Raw genomic sequence first — 18,155 nt, forward strand, 5'->3', positions numbered from 1 at the left:
TCGAGTCATAAGTTAAAGTTGAAAGTTGGTGCTGCTAGATTGAAGGAGATTTTGGATGGCGAATATTGAGCATCTTGCGTTGCTACAGCAAGGTGCAGTGCGGTGGCTTGAGTGGAGGAAGAAAAACATCCAAATAAAACCAGATCTGAGCGAAGTTGATTTAAGTGAAGGTAACTTTCGAGGTGCCAATTTAGTCGCAGTCAACCTCCGCAGGGCAGATCTTAGCAAGACTAAACTGATTGCCGCTCATTTGACTCAAGCAAACTTAAGTGCGGCTAATCTCAACAAATCTGAACTCATTGACGCCAATCTTCAATACGTTGAACTTGTTGATGCTCAGTTAAGGGATGCTCAGATGACAGGAGCAGATTTAAGCTACGCTAATCTTATTGGAGCCGATCTCAAAGGCGCAGACTTAAGACGAGTTGATTTGAGTCACGCTAATTTAATTGCGACTGAGCTACGCGGCGCTAATTTAAGAGAGGCAGATCTCAATGCAGCCAATTTAAGACGAGCGAATTTCAGTTATGCTAACTTGATGGCAGCGAATTTGAGTTATGCAGACTTGGGTCATGCTAACCTCCACGAAGCTGAGCTAATTGGCGCTCATTTATACATGGCAAAGCTTGAGCAAGCAAATCTTAGTGAAGCGCATCTTGCTGGTGCTTATCTTTTTGGTACTAACTTTATCGGAGCAAATCTTTTCAAGGCTGACTTGCGATGGACAAACCTCAGCAAAGCCAATTTTACTGGCGCTGATTTAAGCAAAGCTAATTTCACTGGGGCAAACTTGAGTAAGGCTAATTTTACTGGTGCTGTGCTTGACGAAGTTGATTTTACAGGAGCGAACTTGAGCAAAGCAAACTTCCAAGACGCGATTATGACAAACCGCGATCGCGCGAAGGAAATTTGATGCACGTATGGAGAATAGGGAACTCGAATCCCTGACCTCTGCGGTGCGATCGCAGCGCTCTACCAACTGAGCTAATTCCCCAACTGCTCATTATTTTAGCATCTCATAACACTGCTTTTTTCGACGCTGTAGGCGACAAGGTTTATAATTGCGCTGCCTTTCTTGCTTTGAGACACATACCCAAGACAACTTCAGCCGCGAGACGACCTGTCTGAGCCGCACCATTCATGTACCCATAGAACTCGTCGCTTAAATGTTCGCCAGCAAAAACCAAATTTCCAACGTTGACATCTTGGCGTTCTTCAGGATCGTCTGATTCAATATAGAAAAAATCGGCAAACTCCGTCAGTTGTCCTGGCTGAAAACTAGTATAAGAGCCTTTAATAAAAGGATCTTGAGTCCATTGAGTCCGCAAAAACCTTTCGTTGGCAACTCCTTGAGCACCAGGGACGATCTTCTCAAATCGATCGAGAAACTTCCTACCTTGCGATCGCGTACTACCAGATTGCATTGCTACAACTTCGTTACCGCCAAAGAAGAAAGTCAATGCGCCATTTTTTCTATCGACTTGTCGTTGCGTTCCATCCCACGCAGCAGAAAATCCGAGATCTGTCCAAACTTCCTTCACAAATCCTGTTTCGCGTCGCCACACTTTCTCGTCAAATCCAGCGTATATCTTTTCATTTGCACCGAGATTGACTTCGTTAATAAAACGCCGCAACTGTCTTGGTAAATCTACTCGAATTTTAATATCGCGTAGGACAGTAAAAGGAATCGCGATAATGACATAATCGGCATCAACTTCATAACCACCGGAAAAAGTCAAGTGAAAGCTTCTCCCCCGTGACTGAATCTGCATCAAACGCCTACCAGTGAAAATTTGTCCTGATAGCGCCTGCGCCAGACTGTCAATAATTCTACCGCTACCACCCTCAACGACAAAGGTTTCATCCGAGTTACCCAATATTTCTACTTTGTTACCATCAACTGTAGGAAGATTAAATAACAGTTGCAGTGCTGAAGATTTGTCAGGTTCGACACCGTATTCTGTGCGAATTGTATTTTCAACTAGGTCTCGAATAAACTGCTCTGAAATCCGATCGGCGTGTTTGTCTAGATACTGAGCAACAGATAGGCGGTCAAATTGTAGCGCGAACTTGTCGTAGTCTCGATCGAGTAAGTCGGCATCGCGGGAAATTTGCCGAGCGAGTGGACGCAATTTATCGGCAACGTCAGCTTCAGAACGCAGCTTACCATCAAAATAATAAGCTGTTTCAGCAAAAGGAAAGCGCTCTGCATCTTTAGTACGATCAAAGAGATTCAAACCAAATTCTTTGACTAACTCTAAGATATCTGCGTGGTCTGTATTGATAAAGTGAGCGCCTGGATCGATGACAAGACCTTCACCCACAACACCCGTGACTGATAGTACGCGTCCTCCTAAGCGCTGTTTAGCTTCATAAACAGAAGCCGTCAAGCCAGCTTTTTTGAGTTGGTACGCCGCGTTTAATCCAGCAAGTCCGCCCCCAATAATGGCAATTCTAGCGTTTTGCCGATCGCGGCTCCAAGCTGCATAAGGTAACGCATTAGTGGCGAGTGCGCTTCCTGACGCAAGGGCTAATAATTTGAGCAAGCGCCTGCGCGTCCGTGAAACTCGCTGTTTTGTTAATGGTGGAGATTTTCCTTCCGCTTTGAGGTTCTCCCTTTGTGCTTGCTGTAGAACGCGAATGAATTGGCGAAACTGCGGTGTATGCGCCATAGTATCTCCTTATTACTTAAATTTGGAGGAACCCTTTTATGTAGTTTTACTAAGTAGCGCACCCACTTCAGACCGTTTTACGTTGAGGTCGATTCTAATAGAAAGCCTCGCGAGCTAGGAGAAGTTATTTGTAACTCTCGTAGAGTGAAATAGTACTATAGCTATAGATACTCAGTTGAGTTTTGTTCAGCAATTGTTTTATATAGGCTGCAATTGCTTAACTTCTAGTAAAACGTATACTAGGGCAGTTCATTTAAAAACCCGACGCCACAATTATTTACGAGTAGATTCCAGCAATATCTGCGTTTTCTTAGTGCCTATGCGACATACTGATGGCGATGCGTGTAAACTTGTTGTACGTACTCTAGGTCTAAATCAGACAAGTAATCTACCGTCCAGTTAGCTTGACGTTGTAGCATATGAAATGGATAAGTATTTGCAACTCCAACGACAGGAATTCCGGCACGTTTAGCTGCGGAAATTCCAGCTGGAGTATCTTCAATCGCAAGGCACTCTGCGGGTTGTAGGTTTAAGCTAGGTTCGATCTCGTTGAGTTTTTTTACGGCAAGCAGATAACCATCAGGATCGGGTTTACTCGCGGTAATATCATCACCAGCGACGATCGCACAAAAATATTCTGCTAAACTCTGGCGCTGTAATACAAGTTCAACTTCCGAACGCAATGCACCACTTACTACTGCTAGTTTAAGACCGCGCGATCGCACTTGAAAAATCAAATCTTCTAAACCTGGATACGTCGGTAACTTTTCAAGTTTTGCTAATTCTTGTTGATACGCTTCAGCTTTGCGTTTAATAATTTGCGTTAGATAGTCTTCGCTCACAACTCGACCGCGACGCTGTAACAATTCGCGAATACACGCGCGATCGCTACGCCCCAAACAAACTTGACGGTACTCCCCTGGCTTAGGGCGCAAATTTTCGGCAATTAAAACTTGGTCGATTAGTTGCTGGTGAATTGGTTCGTCGTTAATAATCACGCCATTAAAATCAAACAAAATTGCTTTCAGTGCCATACGTTACTGCCTCAATTAAGCCGGAGAAGGTATCCAACCTTCAAGTGGAATGTCTTCTTCAGTGCGATCGCCAACTCCTGACTTTTGGATTAATGGTTTTACCCCGCGCGTGACTTGATGAATCAACCACAAATCTTTTGTCTGTACCGCTGCAAACCCTGCTGCAATCGTACTTGTATCGATACTTTCTGCTGCAAAGTCGCGGATATAAGGTTCTTCAAACACATTATTCAGCCAATCGAGTTGACGTAGCGTTTTTTGATTTCCGTCCAAGATTAACACTTCTCCACCAACACTCAGTAAGCGGAAACTTTCTTGCAATATTGCTTGTGTAACTGTGGGTGGTGTTTCGTGAAATAATAACGAAGCTGTTACTACATCAAAACTAGCGTCCGGAAAACCTGTATGTTCTGCATTTCCATGACGCCATTTGATATCCAAATTAGCAGCTTGTGCCTTACGTTCCGCCATTACTAACATATACGGCGACAAATCTAAACCGATCACCTCAGCCGCTGGAAACGCCTGTTTGAGCATTAACGTTGTCGATCCTGTACCGCAGCCTAAATCGAGAATGCGGCGGGGTTGACTGTGAATTGTCTTAATTAATTCTTGCCGTACGAGTGTTTCATTCGGTAATAACACGTACTGGGTAATCGGATCGTACGATACTGCTGCGCCAGGATTGAGATAGCCGCCTTTAATACCGTGAAAGTTTTGACTGCTGTAGTAGAAAGGTGTTTCTACATCTACCCGCTGGAATCTTTTTGCTTCTTGCTGCCAATCAATACTTTCATAAAGCTGCTGTAGTTCTTGTTCATTGATAAAGAACCGCACAACAGGTGCAAGAAAACGTTCCCAAATCGTATCTTGATTTGACATAGGAGTATGCTCTCAGTAGGCGTAGATAGCGATCGCTTCTAGGTTATCATTCTTTCTTTACAAATTGTAATATACAACCGCCAAGAAATGAGTGTATTCTTGTTCTAATTTTTTGTACTCATTAAAGTATTGCAATTGCAGTTTTCACACTAAAAAATAATCGTCTAAATTGTAGAACGCCTTCATGAAAAAGATATTTATTTCTTTTGAGGAATGCTATTAGTTTATGAGTGTCTCAGTGCTAAAATTAGTAGCAATGCTAATTTGAATTAAATTTAAAAATTATTAATATTGCGGTAACTCAGTTAGCCAATAAGGTTATTGACTCTTAAGAACGTATCATGCTACATCGCCAAGAATCAGCCGGACTTGTCGTCATCACTCAACCTACGCATTCTTGGGTTGCAGGTTGCATAGCTAGAGTATGGGGAAATGAAAAATTTGGCGTATTTGCACCTAGAGAAGAAGTTTGTCTTGGTGCGGAACAGCATGATATTGGCTGGGTAGTTTGGGAAACGGCACCTACCTTAAATCCCAAGACGGGCTACCCTTATAACTTTATGGAATTACCAACAGAAACACATACAAAAATTTGGTCAGGGGCAAAACAGCTAGCACTACCATTTGGGAGATATGCAACACTGCTCGTCTCACTTCATGGTACAGGACTATTTGAGCGTCGCAATTGGCAAACGTCTTTAGAATCTTCTCGCTTAGTTCAAGCCTATTTGGACCAAGAATATGCTTTTCAAGAACAGTTAATCGCCAATTTAGAATGCGATTCGTATTATGCAGCGTATGCGACTCCAGAAAATATTCAACGCAATCGTTCTTTAGTAGCTACCTGGGATACACTATCGCTAGCTTTGTGTATGGGATTGCGGGAAGAAAAGAAGTTTCATCAAGTTCCTACAGCTTTAGGTGAAATTACACTAACTTTAACTCCTGTAGAAGAAAACGTCATAAAAGTTTCTCCTTGGGTGTTTCAACAGGATACAGTAAAGCTTGTTTACGAAGGGCGACTATTACAAAAGAAATTTACAGATGAAGCCGCGATGCGACAAGCATTAAACAATGCATCATGGGTTAATATTACTAATACATTAATTTCAAATTGATCGAAGTGAGATTAAACGCGATCGCCTGTATTGCAATCATAAGGCAAATCTCGATTTGTTCAGCAAACTGATTATTGATATAAGTATCGCTATTTTCAGTAATTCCTCAGTAGTATTCATTATGCTAGATGCGCTAGAACTTTATACCAGTTAGAACTGCAAGTATTGGGTATAAAGGAGTACAATGCATAATGCATATTCAAGGTGTAGCAAACTTTAGAATTATAAATATTAGTCTCTTGACATTCTTCTTCTTTGCTGGCTCGTCACAAAGATTACTGGCTGAGGATGGAATACAGATAACTAATGTAACAGCGCAGGAGTTGAATCAGTTAAAATTTGCCCCAAATACAAATATTATATCTACTCAGAATGGTATAAGGTTCCAAAACTCTAAAATAGAGGAAATGACGGATGAAATAACGTTTGCGGATCGAATTTTTGATAGTGATTTAGTAACAGTTGAATCAAAAGAAACACAACATTTTACATTCAATAAGACAAGCGAATTTGAAAACTCTAAATTCACCCCAAATTCTCAATCAATAGAAGCTTCAAACAACGCAGCGGATTTATTAGCAGAGAATACTTCAAACCTATCCGATTCCACTTTAGAACAGCAGCTATTAGCAAGCGAAGTCGATTTAGACACACTCTGTCAGACTTTTCCATTGAATTCTCGCTGCGCTGGCTACCAGCAAACGTCCCAACAGCAGCAACGATTACTACAACGATTGCAATTACAATCAGATCGACAAAGATTAGAATCACGCCTATTAGAAAGGTTAGCACTCGCACCAGAAGCACCTGCGCGAAGCGGATTTGCTCTTGGAGGTAAAGTTAGTAGTTTGGGTGTAGGGATTGAGGGAGTTGGTGCAATTTCACCAAATTTTAATGGCAGGCTAGGATTTAATTACTTAGGATTTAGTGGCGGATTTACACAAAATCAAATTGATTACGACGGCGATGTGCAATTACTCAATGCAACTGGAATGCTTGATTGGTTTCCCTCAAGTAGTAGTGGTTTTCGCGTTACTGGCGGGTTACTATATCAAAATAATCGAGTTGATGCGATCGCACGCCCCGCCGAAGTATTAGAAATTGGTGGTTTTGAATTTCCGCTAGCTGCCGTTGGTCAACTCGAAGGTTCGCTAACATTTCCTAATACTATCGCACCTTATATCGGCATTGGTTATGGTAATCCTGTCCGGCGTGGCAGTGCTTTTAGCTTTAATATCGATCTAGGAGTGCTATTTGCCGGTTCACCACAAGCCGATTTGCAAGCGTCAGGTCCAGTTGTAGATATTATTACAGGAATTCCTGTATTGAATAACTTATTAGAAGATGCGATCGCCCAGGAAGAACAAGACATTGAAGATAACTTAAGTTGGCTTGGTGTCTATCCAGTAATTTCTATTGGCGTTTCTTACCAGTTTTAAAACAAACAACGGGAGATTCTTGTAGCTGGGCGATCGCATAAGGAAGAGACACTTCCTTCTCATTAAGAAAGTTTATCTCGTAGGTTTTGCAGACGCCCTTCTATTTCACTGAGTTGGCGGTAAGCACTCTCTAGCTTGTCTCCTTCTACCTGCACTACATTGGTTGGATAGTGTTGAATTATATTTATCAAACTGAGATTGCCATCAGAACGGATAGAATTCATCAAAGCAGAGTGCAAAGCTTGTCGATCGTCTTGACCGGAGGGTGTATGAATTGCTTGACTTATTTTATCGAGTGCAACGTTCCCAATCGGACTATCTAGCAAGCGCTCTAATAAAACAGGGTTAATTTTTATCGGAGTTGTCAAATAGCGACGCACAACCTCTTTGTCTTGTTGCGCCAAAGCTAAATTGGCTTGCAGTAACATTGAGGCTTCGCCAGTTTCAGCTAAGGTGGATAAATCCTTAACGGGAATTGATTCCGAAAAGATGCGGTACTTAAGGACAACGCGATCGGCAGCAAGTGCCGTGGTGCTGAAAAGCATCACGCTGAAGCTTACCAATAAAAATAATGCTAGACGCTGCAACCAAAAACGTAGGCTCATCTGTTGAGTTCTGAAATACTTGTTTTTACTTTGCCAGTCATTTTCTTATTGCGTCTCTCTCAACAGATAGATGAGATCGTACGAATAAAACTCATTTCGCACAATTTTGAGCGTCCTTGCCTTGCAATCCCCTAAACTTTTCAAGTTTACTAGCGTGTATCTGCAATTTTAGCCACTAGGCATTCATTAGCATTGCGTACGGAGAACTTTACAGCCAAACAACGCGCGATCGCTCTTGCATTACCTGATTGTAGACACTCTCTGTTTGCTGTGCTAATTTATACCAATTAAACCGTCGATCTAAATCTTCGTAGGCATTATCAACTAACCACTGCTTGTAACCAGGATTTTTTAAGACTTCCAAAATGCCCCAAGCGAGTGAATCTGGATTATTCGTCCAAGTGACAATCCCTGTCTTGGTGTGTTGAACGACTTCTGGTAAACCACCTGTATCAGAAACTACAACCGGAACGCGTGCAGCAAAGCTTTCGAGGGCGACAATGCCAAAAGGTTCATACAGGCTAGGAAATACGGCACAATCTGCGATTGTTTGAAATTTATTGAGTGGCTCGTCACTCATAAAACCTGTGAAGTAGCACTTATCCCAGATTCCTAAATCCCATGCTTGACGCTTCAAGTGGTCAACATTGCCACCTCCAATGAGGACAAACTTGACATAGCCGCCCATTTCCCATAACACTTTAGGAGCCGCATTGAGTAAGACTGAAACGCCTTTTTCATAGGTCATGCGACCTACATAGTAAACAATTTTTTCGCCATCTTCCGCGAACTGGCGGCGAAAGTCGATCGCATCAAAATCTTGACGACGCTTTTTCTCAGGGCGAATCCCGTTGTAGATCACATCAATTTTGTTCCAGGGAGTTTGTAGCGCCCATTCCACTTCTCGACGCATATAGTCGGTACACACAATCACGCGCCAAGCGTTGTAGGCTAATAGCTTTTCTTTACCATCAATATATCTTTGCGTTTCATTATGAATACCGTTATGACGACCGTGTTCGGTTGCATGAATTGTGGCAATTAGGGGAACTTTAAAGTTATGCTTGAGCGCGATCGCTGCATCTCCTACCAACCAGTCATGCGCGTGGATAATATCAAAAGGACCGTCTTCAAGCATTAGCTTTGCGCCATGACGCCCCATGCTTTCGTTAAAATTGACGACCCAGTGAAAAAAGTCGTTGGCTGGCGCTACGGGTACGCGATGTACGTGAATTCCGTCTACAACTTCGTATAAAGGAGCTTGCCCAAATTCTACTGTCATTAAATGAATTTCATGCCCGAGCTTGACGAGTTCTGGATACAACTCCGCTACGTGGCGGGCAATTCCCCCAACAATTCGAGGTGGAAACTCCCAGGTCAAAACGAGAATTTTCATCTACCTCAATCCCACCTGTTTATTATTTCAAGATATATACAACTATCTAAAGACATATATCTGTAAATTTAATTCGTGGAATTACGGAAATCTTAATGTATCTTAACAATATAGTGATGTATTAGCTTTGACAAATGTTAAGATTCTCATACTTAATGGTAACTGGTAATTGGCAATTGGTAGTTAAATCAAATCACTCATAACAGGGTAACGATACCGAATTACCGCATTTCACATTACCAAGTTATCTAATTAAGTTGGCGATCGCCTGCACTAACTTCTCTGGTTCTACAGGCTTAGCAAGATGATTCTGAAATCCGGCGGCGAGTGCTTGTTTTTGGTCGTACTCTCCAGCGTAGGCGGTAAGGGCGATCGCTGGTACTTCTGATCGCTGTCTAATTTGTTGCATCAGCATATAACCGTCAACATCGGGCATACCAATATCGCTAATTAAAATATCCGGTTGGAATGAATTAAGCAGCAGCAATGCCTCAGTGGCGGATGCCGCAACGCGGACTTCGGCTTCATACTCTTCTAAAATAGCTAGCAGCAACTCTTGCATATCAACTTCATCGTCTACAACAAGAACCCGCACGTCTTGTAAATGTAAAGTATTAGAGGAACGCCTCGAATCAGTCTTATTCGCCTCTTGGTTATGCTTGAGTAAGGGTAACTGCACGGTAAAAGTTGCGCCTTGTCCTTCTCCTAAGCTTTCAGCTTTGACAGTACCGCCGTGCAACTCAGTAATTTGACGAACAATCGCAAGTCCTAAACCCAACCCGCCAAACTTACGCGTTGTTGTGCCATCCTCTTGGCGGAAGTATTCAAATACGTACGGTAAAAAATCAGGATGAATTCCCTTACCAGTATCCTGAACTTGAATTTGTGCATAGTTGCCAACCTGCTGCAATCGCACTTGAATGCATCCGCCTGTAGGAGTAAACTTAACCGCATTCGATAATAAATTCCACGCGACTTGTTGCAAGCGACTACTATCTCCCGATACGACAACCTCAGAGGCAAATTCCTTTTGAATCTGGATATCTTTTGCTGCTGCGGCTAAGCGTACCGTTTCTGAAGCCGCTTCAATGACGCTCACTAAATTGACTGGTGTAACATTGAGAGCCATTTTGCCGCGTAAAATTCGCGAGACATCAAGCAAGTCTTCAATCAATTGCGTTTGTAACTTGGCATTGCGTTCAATCGTGGCTAAAGCTTTAGCGGTTGCTTGTTCGTCAAATTTACGCGACTGTAACAGTTTAACCCAACCCAAGATCGGGTTAAGCGGCGATCGCAATTCGTGCGACAGCACTGCCAAAAATTCATCTTTAATTCGATTTGCGGTTTCGGCTGATTCGCGGGCGGCTTTTTCGCGCGCTAACAGCTCTTCGCGTTCTCGTTCAACTTGCTTGCGTTCGGTAATATCTTGCGCAACTCCCGCCACTCGATACGGTTCTCCGTTGTCATTGTTAATGACGAAGCCGCGATCGCGTATCCAACAAATCGAACCATCAGGACGCACAACGCGATATTCTTGCTCAAAATAGCCATTTTGCAGACATCGCGCTGCTGCATTTTTGACCTGCGGCTGATCTTCAGGATGAATCGTCTCAATCCATTTGTGAGGATTTTGATAGACAATCTCGCGAGAACGTCCCCAAATGCGTTCATACGCAGGGCTGATATAAAGATGTCGATTTTCCTGTATATTCCATAGCCAAAAGGCATCGTGAATCGTCTCTGCCATTTGACGAAATCGCGCTTCGCTCTCACGTAATGCGGCTTCAGCTTGTTTGCGGTCTGTAATCTCGGTAACGAACATTGAAACGCCGTTTGCCGAAGGATAAACTCGATTCTCAAACCAACGTTGCCATTTAGGGTAATAATATTCAAACTGAACAGGAGTTTGCTCGGTAACGGCGCGTTGCAGTTCAGCATGAAACTGTGTATCAACTAAATCTGGAAAGACATCCCAAAGCGTTTTCCCCATGAAATCTTCCTGACGCATTCCAGAAGTTTCTAGGGTGCGGCGATTGATATAGGTATAGTACCAATCGCGATCGAACGTCATGAAAACATCGTTGATGCTTGCCAAAACTGTTTCTAACTTTTCATTTGCAGTTTCCGCCGCAATACGTAACTCATACTCGCGCTGGGCTGCCTCTCGCCGCAACTGTGCCATACTCAGATTAGCTTCGACTCGTGCTAATAACTCACGTGCTGAAAACGGTTTCGTAAGATAGTCATCGGCTCCTGCTGCCAAACCTTCAACCCGCGACTCTTCGCCAGCTTGCGCCGATAGTAGAATAATTGGAATTTCTCTTGTCTGCGAATTAGCTCTTAACGCCTGCAATAACTCCAATCCGTTCATTCGAGGCATCATAATATCAGTCAACACCAAATCCGGCGGGTTTTGTTTGATAGCATTAAGCGCAGCCACGCCATCAGCAACCGTCTCCACTGCATATCGCTGACTCAGCAATCGCTTGACATAATCGCGCATATCTGCATTATCATCAGCGAGTAAAATCCGAGGAGAACTAGAAGCGATTTGATTCTCCCCTGCTTTTCTGCTTTTCTGCTTTTCTGCTTCTTCTGGTAACCAGCGTAATGCCTCTTCTATATACGAAGCAACTCCTGAGACTGTTGATCTTTGCGATCTACCAATGCGATCTTGCGGTAGATGAGCGCGTCCTGTTGGAATTAATACGGTAAAGCAACTACCTTGTCCTAGGGTACTATCGACTGCGACTGTTCCGCCGTGCAGCTTGACTAATTCTTGTACGAGTGATAACCCAATACCCGAACCTTCATAACTACGTCCTTGTGCTTCCTTGACGCGATGAAACCGTTCAAATAAATGCGGAATTTCTGCTGGGGGAATACCAATACCCGTGTCGCGCACAGCTAGCTCGACATAGTTTTGAGTTTTGAGTTTCAGCGAAACTTCAATTTCCCCTTTAAAGGTAAACTTAAAAGCGTTAGAAAGCAAATTCAAAACAATCTTTTCCCACATCTGCGGATCGACGTACACAGGTTCAGGAAGCGTTGGACAATCAACGATTAAACGCATTCCAGCACGTTCTACCGCAGCACGAAATGTACTTGCTAATTCGGTGGTAAGCTGGGCAAGGTCTGTCGGTTCGTACATCGCCTGCATCCTTCCAGCCTCAATCCGCGAAAAATCAAGCAGTGTGTTGACTAGCTTGAGTAACCGCAGCGAATTGCGATGTGCCATTTCAACTTGTTGCAATTTGTCTTGAGGTAGCCCTACAGAATCTTCAAGGATTGCTTCCAACGAACCTAGCATCAGCGTCAGTGGCGTACGAAACTCGTGGCTAATGTTGCTAAAAAAAGCTGTACGAGCTTGTTCTAGCTCTTCTCGCGCCTTCTCATCTAATTTCTCTTGAGTGATGTCTCGAACTTCGATGATTGTACCGACAATACCATTTCCTTCGCGAATAGGACTTGCTGTATACGCAACAGGATAAAAACTGCCATCTTTGTGAACAAAAACTTCTTCGCCTTGCTCTTGATTATTTTGCGGAAATGCGCGGTCGATGGGACACTCTTCGAGGGGATAATGACTGCCGTCAGGGCGAGTATGGTGAATAATATCATGCAAAGCCTGTCCCTGCACCTCGCTAAGGGTGAAACCTGTTAACTTCTCTGCTGCGGGATTCATGTAAACACACTGTTGGCGATCGTCCATGATGAAGATCGCGAGTGTAGCGTTATTGCAGACAACTTCGAGGTAACGTTTGTAGTAATCTGCATTCAGCATCTCCATCTGCGACATTGAATGCGCTTCGTCAGGTAGAAATCTACTTTCCAATGCCATACTCTTCCTCTAACCGTTTCTACGATGAATAAATCTCCTGCGAAGCTGTTAAATTCCAGCCTAATATCTCTTCTAAGTCAGCGCTGTTGATTAGTTTTGCTGATAACTTAGTTCAGTCTTATGACGGTATATTCAATTATCTGTCAATAGATATAAGTATTTTTCTTCCTTGAGACAGAGTTTAAATCAGAATAGAAGTTGGGATTTAAAGTCAGTGACTGATCGTTAGCGAAGCCACCGCACGCCTAATGAGATGTTCTAGACGAAACGGCGGTCATTATACAGTAACCATACGTCAAACTTATGACTTGGCAATTTGTTGTCGAAAAGTTAGCCACGCAGCTATTGCTTGAGGTTGCGAAGTAACGCCGCGCTGCATCAAAATGACACCATCTTGAAAACCAATAATGCCGTATTGCTGGTTAGTTGTAAGTTGGTCGATCGCCGCAATGCTAGTTTTTAATAGTTGTCTCTCTTCATCAAACGCGGCTTGATATTGTTGCAATTGCCATAAGTCTGCGATCGCATACTCCATCTCAATCACTTCTCGCGCATCGTTGCGTAAGTGTAACATGGGCCAACGCAAGATTTCGCGACGACTGGAAAGATGCGGTACTATATATGTCGTTGCAGACACGCTCGCATTTGCCGGAATTTGGTCAAGCAGCGATCGCATTTGTCTGACATGATGCCATTGTTGCGGTAGCGAAACGTAAACCCAAGGATTAAACGAATCGGGTAATAAAAAGTAAAAACTGCGATTGAGACTTGAAGTGCTAGAAGTAAACGAGAAAAACAGCGATAAACAAATACAAGCTACCCAAAAGCGACGAAATGGGGGTTTAAACTTTCGAGGATGTCTCGACCACCACAGAATTGCACCATAAAATAAACCTGGAACAACCGTCATCGCATAGCGAATGTTGATTGCTAATACTGATTGTCCTTGACCTAAGAATAGTTTAAGTAACGGAAATCCTGCGATCGCCCACGATGCAGGCGCAATAGCAGGTACAAACGCTAACGGCAACCATTGACCGATTAAATATTTAATTGTGCCAAAAAACGGTGTAAATAATTCAACAATCAACCGCCAGGGGTTACTAATCATTCCCCAAATAATATCTAATGTCGAAGCTTCTGAACCATCTGCGTACTGTCCAAATCGTTCTAACATGAAGCGGCGGGAAATATCTTGCGAAAATAAGGGCATGATCGCATTTGTCAGTACCAGCATATAACCAAAGCTAAGCGCACACACTGCCAGCCCAATACGCGGATACCGTCTACTAGCAATTAAATAAAAACCAACTCCAAATAATACAATTCCGCTATCTTCCCGTACTGCTAAAGTTAAAATCGCAAGTAGCCAAAATAGCCGCCACCAGCGTTTTTCCATTGCTAGAAGTAGCCCAAAGACAAATAAAGGAATTTGGCTGATATCGTGAAAATTCGATTGCGTTGGACCTAAAACTGCATTCGCCGCGTAGAAACTCGCAGTCACCATCGCTGCGATTGGCGGTGCAAGATATTGTCGTGCTAGCGCATACAACACTAAACCCGCCGCCGTCACAAATGTCACTTGTAACACTGTAAGCGTCGCTGGCGAAGGAAACAAGGCGTAAATCGGTAGCCACAATAGTAATGCTGGGGTAAAGTGCTGTCCTAGACGGTGATAGTAAACTTCAGGAATTTCGCCGCTATGTACGACATTCGTAGACAAACTTGAAGAAAGCGAACTTTGAAAGAATCTACCGTGGAGATTGTTCCAGAATACTTGATTAAAAATACCTTGGTCAAACGTTGCGTAGAAGCTGTAGTAACGATGCAAGCCTAAAATGAGGTTTAGCACAAAAAATGCGATCGCCGCCCCAATCAATAATCTAATTCCTGGCTTCTGTGATTTGAATAACATGACTCACTCGCGCTCACACTCAATACGGACAAGAGCGTCAGCGAGTATTGTAAAGCCTAATAATGAACGCGATCGCAGCTTGTTTATTTAAAAGATTTAGCAATGTTCTTTTTAAGAATAATATATATGCGATCGCTAAAATTTATTCTTTCGTAAAACAACGCCCTCGACAACGAGTACTATATTGTGCAATATGATATCCGCGAGAAGTATAAAAATCTACTGTTAGCGGTTCAGAACCGTATTCATTAAGATAATCCCACCACATATTTTCTCTAGCACTTTTACGTTCTTGCGTAGTTAGTTCAGCCCAAGTAGGTGTTTGTCTAACCGTAATTACAATACCTCCATTAGTCATACTAAATTTTTCGGTGTATGGATAACGACCTCCAGAATTAGTAGCAGGCGATCGACGACAATCTGTGCCAATCATGTTTCCACTTACCCAGCCATTGTGAGGATAAGTAATTCTTAGCCAACCTCCAGACCTACCTACAACATTAACGTCACTACCTTCATAGGCGCGTCCTACAATAGAATGCTGTGTACTAGGACCTGTACGAACATTGACATAGCCATCTTCAATAACATAGTTACGGCAAGCTTGAGCTTTTGATGGAGTTGTAATACTTAGCGAAAGCACTCCTAAACCCAGTGAAATTAAATATTTATTCATACATATTAAAACATATTTATTATTTGATAATAGTGATTATATTACAGACCAACATCGGTATTTTTACAGAAATAGATGTTGACTATTTTTTTAAAAGATATAGAATTTGATAGTCATTCAAAATCTTTTATGAAGTTTTCTTTATCTTCTTTCTATGTTTTCTGTGATGAAGCTTGGCACGTTATTTTTTTTAACGAATCAATTGGAAAAGACAGGCAAGAATATATCTAAAAAGTCTTACTAGTCTAGCCAATAGAAAACAAAGTATATATAAAATTAGCTAAAGTTAAGACATATACGTAAGGCTAACTGTCCAAATTAATTGCACAATAGAAGCAGTTCGTCAAAAGCTGCTGAATATGCCTTCACCACTAGCTAATGCTCAAAACTTATTAACCGACTTGATCGCGCGGTATGCTCATCGCGTCGATTATCTGATGATTCGCCTTGAAGAGTCGGAAGGCACTGATATTTTACTGCGTGGCAACAGGGTAGAAACCCTCAGTGAAGGAATTTCGATTGGCGGACAAGTGCGGGCTTGCTACAAAGGTGGCTGGGGTTTTAGTAGCTTTAATCAGCTAGAAACGATCGCGGAAAGAATCGAGGAAGCTGTTTCAGCTGCACGGATCGTTGGTGATGAAGAAACGCGCTTAGCAGAGGTAAAACCTGTACAAGATAGCTGTTTTGTGCCTTTAAGCGGTACCGATCCGCGAAACATTTCTTTAGCGACGAAAAAAGCACTGTGCGATCGCTACAGCGAAATGCTCAAAAGTGTTGATTCGCGCATTACGACAACCTCGGTACGTTACAGCGATAGCGCGCAACGAATTATCCTCGCCAGTTCCGAGGGGACTCTCATTGAACAAGCGTGGGTAGATATGGAAATGCGCTTTGCAGCTACCGCCAGAGACGGCGACACCGTACAAACGGGAAGAGAAACGACAGGTTCGCGCAAAGCCTACGAAGATCTCACCAGTTTAGACGAACAAGTGATTGGCGCAGCGCAACGCGCGATCGCGGCTTTATCCCTACCATCGGTCAAAGGTAACACTTACACCGTCGTCATTGACCCAATTTTAAGCGGTTTGTTCGTCCACGAAGCTTTTGGTCATCTGTCAGAAGCAGACATGGCTTACGAAAACCCCGACTTGCTAGAAGCGATGAGTATTGGGCGCAGATTTGGTCCTGAAGAATTGCAAATTTTTGATGGTGCAGCACCTGCGGGACATCGTGGCAGTTATTTTTATGATGATGAGGGTACGCCTGCAACAACAACGCAACTGATTAAAGACGGCGTGTTAGTCGGGCGCTTGCACTCGCGCGAAACTGCTGGCAAATTAGATGAAACACCAACGGGGAATGCACGGTGTCTCAATTACCACTACGCGCCGATTGTCCGCATGACGAATACGTGGATTGAACCAGGGAAAACGCCCGTAGCAGATTTATTTACAGGTATCAAAGAAGGAGTTTATGCGCGTAACTGGCTAGGAGGAATGACAAATGGTGAAATGTTTACCTTCAGTGCGGGTGAAGCTTGGATGATTCGCAACGGGCAAATTGCCGAACCTGTACGCGATGTGACGTTATCAGGAAATGTGTTTCAAACATTAGCAGATATTGAAGCGATCGGCGATGATTTCTATTGGGATGAATCTGGCGGTTGCGGTAAAGGCGGACAAAATGGCTTACCTGTTGGTTGTGGCGGTCCTAGTTTACGAATTCGCGATGTCGTCGTTGGTGGTGAAGCAGTATAAATAAATCGTATTGGGAGGCACGTAGGATGTCTATAGAAACGACAACCGAAAACCAGACTTGGGATGATGTAGATTGGCAGCCTCCTATGCCACCTACAGACTTAATTTTCGACGATGGAGAACCCTTGGAAACGAACCGCCACCGCATTGCTATAAATGTCTTGATCCGTTCGTTAAAACATCACTGGGCTGAACGCACAGATTTCTTTGCGGGTGGTAATATGTTCGTCTACTACAGTAGCCGCCAAGCTAAAAATCGCGATTTTCGCGGACCTGATTTTTTTGTCGTCTTAGGAGTCGATAGCAATCCTTCTCGTCTTGGTTGGGTTGTCTGGGAGGAAGGCGGACGTTATCCTGATGTCATTGTTGAATTACTATCAGCAAGTACTAAGGAAGTTGACTTAGGAGCAAAGAAAACCTTATACGAGCAGGTATTTAGAACGCGTGACTATTTTGTCTTCGATCCTTTTGATGCTAACTCACTACAAGGATGGCATTTAGATCTCGACCGAGGCTATCAACCTATTGCAGCTAATGAGCAAAACTTACTGTGGAGTCACGCATTAGGTTTATGGTTAGGTACGTGGACTGGAGTCGTTGAGGATGATAACGCTACATGGCTGCGGTTTTATGACTCATCGGGACTCGTGCTGTTACCTGAAGAAGCTGAACGCCAACGCGCTGAAGCTGAACGCCAACGTGCTGAAGCTGAACGCCAAAAATCTGAAAGACTCGCAGCAAGATTACGCGAATTGGGTGAAGATCCAGATATTTTGTAAGCTTGGCGAATGAATTCTACCGAATAAATCAAACAATGAAG

13 protein-coding genes and 1 tRNA gene are annotated in these 18,155 nt (G+C 43.2%); 5 read left to right on the plus strand and 9 right to left on the minus strand.

The window, feature by feature from the left end:
- Window positions 1-55 precede the first annotated feature (55 nt).
- Entirely contained in the window at window positions 56-913 is an 858-nt protein-coding gene (locus B1A85_RS11680) for a pentapeptide repeat-containing protein (protein WP_104547085.1), read from the plus strand.
- An 8-nt stretch (window positions 914-921) separates the two neighbouring features.
- Here the strand turns inward: B1A85_RS11680 and B1A85_RS11685 are convergent.
- The 4 genes from B1A85_RS11685 to B1A85_RS11700 all read right to left on the minus strand — a co-directional run bounded on the left by B1A85_RS11685 (window position 922) and on the right by B1A85_RS11700 (window position 4,588).
- Window positions 922-994 (minus strand) — tRNA-Ala (locus B1A85_RS11685).
- Between the two features lie 61 nt (window positions 995-1,055).
- Complete coding sequence (locus B1A85_RS11690; protein WP_104547086.1) at window positions 1,056-2,672, minus strand: NAD(P)/FAD-dependent oxidoreductase; 1,617 nt, start codon at window positions 2,670-2,672, stop codon at window positions 1,056-1,058.
- Between the two features lie 317 nt (window positions 2,673-2,989).
- Complete coding sequence (locus B1A85_RS11695) at window positions 2,990-3,706, minus strand: HAD family phosphatase (protein WP_104547087.1); 717 nt, start codon at window positions 3,704-3,706, stop codon at window positions 2,990-2,992.
- Window positions 3,707-3,721: 15 nt separating this feature from the next.
- Window positions 3,722-4,588: a class I SAM-dependent methyltransferase gene (locus B1A85_RS11700; protein ID WP_104547088.1), complete on the minus strand. Its 867-nt coding sequence runs from the start codon at window positions 4,586-4,588 to the stop codon at window positions 3,722-3,724.
- A 341-nt stretch (window positions 4,589-4,929) separates the two neighbouring features.
- Between B1A85_RS11700 and B1A85_RS11705 the strand changes: the two genes are divergently transcribed.
- Window positions 4,930-5,706: a DUF3891 family protein gene (locus B1A85_RS11705; RefSeq protein ID WP_104547089.1), complete on the plus strand. Its 777-nt coding sequence runs from the start codon at window positions 4,930-4,932 to the stop codon at window positions 5,704-5,706.
- Window positions 5,707-6,113: 407 nt separating this feature from the next.
- Window positions 6,114-7,145 (plus strand): hypothetical protein, encoded by a 1,032-nt coding sequence (locus tag B1A85_RS11710; protein WP_104547090.1) that lies wholly within the window; start codon window positions 6,114-6,116, stop codon window positions 7,143-7,145.
- Between the two features lie 62 nt (window positions 7,146-7,207).
- Here B1A85_RS11710 and B1A85_RS11715 read toward each other — a convergent pair whose 3' ends face one another.
- The 5 genes from B1A85_RS11715 to B1A85_RS11735 form a co-directional block, all read right to left on the minus strand.
- Entirely contained in the window at window positions 7,208-7,750 is a 543-nt protein-coding gene (locus B1A85_RS11715) for an alpha/beta hydrolase (RefSeq protein WP_104547091.1), read from the minus strand.
- Between the two features lie 208 nt (window positions 7,751-7,958).
- Entirely contained in the window at window positions 7,959-9,146 is a 1,188-nt protein-coding gene (locus B1A85_RS11720; protein WP_104547092.1) for a glycosyltransferase family 4 protein, read from the minus strand.
- A gap of 244 nt (window positions 9,147-9,390) precedes the next feature.
- The gene (locus B1A85_RS11725; RefSeq protein ID WP_104547093.1) at window positions 9,391-12,987 is read right to left on the minus strand and encodes an ATP-binding protein; all 3,597 of its coding nucleotides are present in this window, start codon (window positions 12,985-12,987) and stop codon (window positions 9,391-9,393) included.
- A 301-nt stretch (window positions 12,988-13,288) separates the two neighbouring features.
- Entirely contained in the window at window positions 13,289-14,902 is a 1,614-nt protein-coding gene (locus B1A85_RS11730; RefSeq protein ID WP_104547094.1) for a DUF2079 domain-containing protein, read from the minus strand.
- A gap of 142 nt (window positions 14,903-15,044) precedes the next feature.
- Entirely contained in the window at window positions 15,045-15,578 is a 534-nt protein-coding gene (locus tag B1A85_RS11735; RefSeq protein ID WP_104547095.1) for an SH3 domain-containing protein, read from the minus strand.
- Between the two features lie 359 nt (window positions 15,579-15,937).
- On the opposite strand from B1A85_RS11735, the gene B1A85_RS11740 reads away from it, so the two are divergent.
- Window positions 15,938-17,335, plus strand: a complete 1,398-nt coding sequence (locus B1A85_RS11740; RefSeq protein ID WP_104547096.1) for a TldD/PmbA family protein — start codon at window positions 15,938-15,940, stop codon at window positions 17,333-17,335.
- A gap of 26 nt (window positions 17,336-17,361) precedes the next feature.
- Window positions 17,362-18,114: a Uma2 family endonuclease gene (locus B1A85_RS11745; protein WP_104547097.1), complete on the plus strand. Its 753-nt coding sequence runs from the start codon at window positions 17,362-17,364 to the stop codon at window positions 18,112-18,114.
- The last annotated feature ends 41 nt before the right edge of the window (window positions 18,115-18,155 follow it).

Origin of the sequence: Chroococcidiopsis sp. TS-821, assembly GCF_002939305.1 — a bacterium.
Classification (GTDB): Bacteria; Cyanobacteriota; Cyanobacteriia; order Cyanobacteriales; family Chroococcidiopsidaceae; genus Chroogloeocystis.

What these genes read in the sequence shown, in the direction of transcription:
- B1A85_RS11720 (WP_104547092.1), bottom strand. Translation starts at nt 9,146, where the DNA reads ATGAAAATTCTCGTTTTGACCTGGGAGTTTCCACCTCGAATTGTTGGG.
- B1A85_RS11735 (WP_104547095.1), bottom strand. Translation starts at nt 15,578, where the DNA reads ATGAATAAATATTTAATTTCACTGGGTTTAGGAGTGCTTTCGCTAAGT.
- B1A85_RS11700 (WP_104547088.1), bottom strand. Translation starts at nt 4,588, where the DNA reads ATGTCAAATCAAGATACGATTTGGGAACGTTTTCTTGCACCTGTTGTG.
- B1A85_RS11680 (WP_104547085.1), top strand. Translation starts at nt 56, where the DNA reads ATGGCGAATATTGAGCATCTTGCGTTGCTACAGCAAGGTGCAGTGCGG.
- B1A85_RS11730 (WP_104547094.1), bottom strand. Translation starts at nt 14,902, where the DNA reads ATGTTATTCAAATCACAGAAGCCAGGAATTAGATTATTGATTGGGGCG.
- B1A85_RS11725 (WP_104547093.1), bottom strand. Translation starts at nt 12,987, where the DNA reads ATGGCATTGGAAAGTAGATTTCTACCTGACGAAGCGCATTCAATGTCG.
- B1A85_RS11690 (WP_104547086.1), bottom strand. Translation starts at nt 2,672, where the DNA reads ATGGCGCATACACCGCAGTTTCGCCAATTCATTCGCGTTCTACAGCAA.
- B1A85_RS11710 (WP_104547090.1), top strand. Translation starts at nt 6,114, where the DNA reads ATGACGGATGAAATAACGTTTGCGGATCGAATTTTTGATAGTGATTTA.
- B1A85_RS11715 (WP_104547091.1), bottom strand. Translation starts at nt 7,750, where the DNA reads ATGAGCCTACGTTTTTGGTTGCAGCGTCTAGCATTATTTTTATTGGTA.
- B1A85_RS11705 (WP_104547089.1), top strand. Translation starts at nt 4,930, where the DNA reads ATGCTACATCGCCAAGAATCAGCCGGACTTGTCGTCATCACTCAACCT.
- B1A85_RS11740 (WP_104547096.1), top strand. Translation starts at nt 15,938, where the DNA reads ATGCCTTCACCACTAGCTAATGCTCAAAACTTATTAACCGACTTGATC.
- B1A85_RS11695 (WP_104547087.1), bottom strand. Translation starts at nt 3,706, where the DNA reads ATGGCACTGAAAGCAATTTTGTTTGATTTTAATGGCGTGATTATTAAC.
- B1A85_RS11745 (WP_104547097.1), top strand. Translation starts at nt 17,362, where the DNA reads ATGTCTATAGAAACGACAACCGAAAACCAGACTTGGGATGATGTAGAT.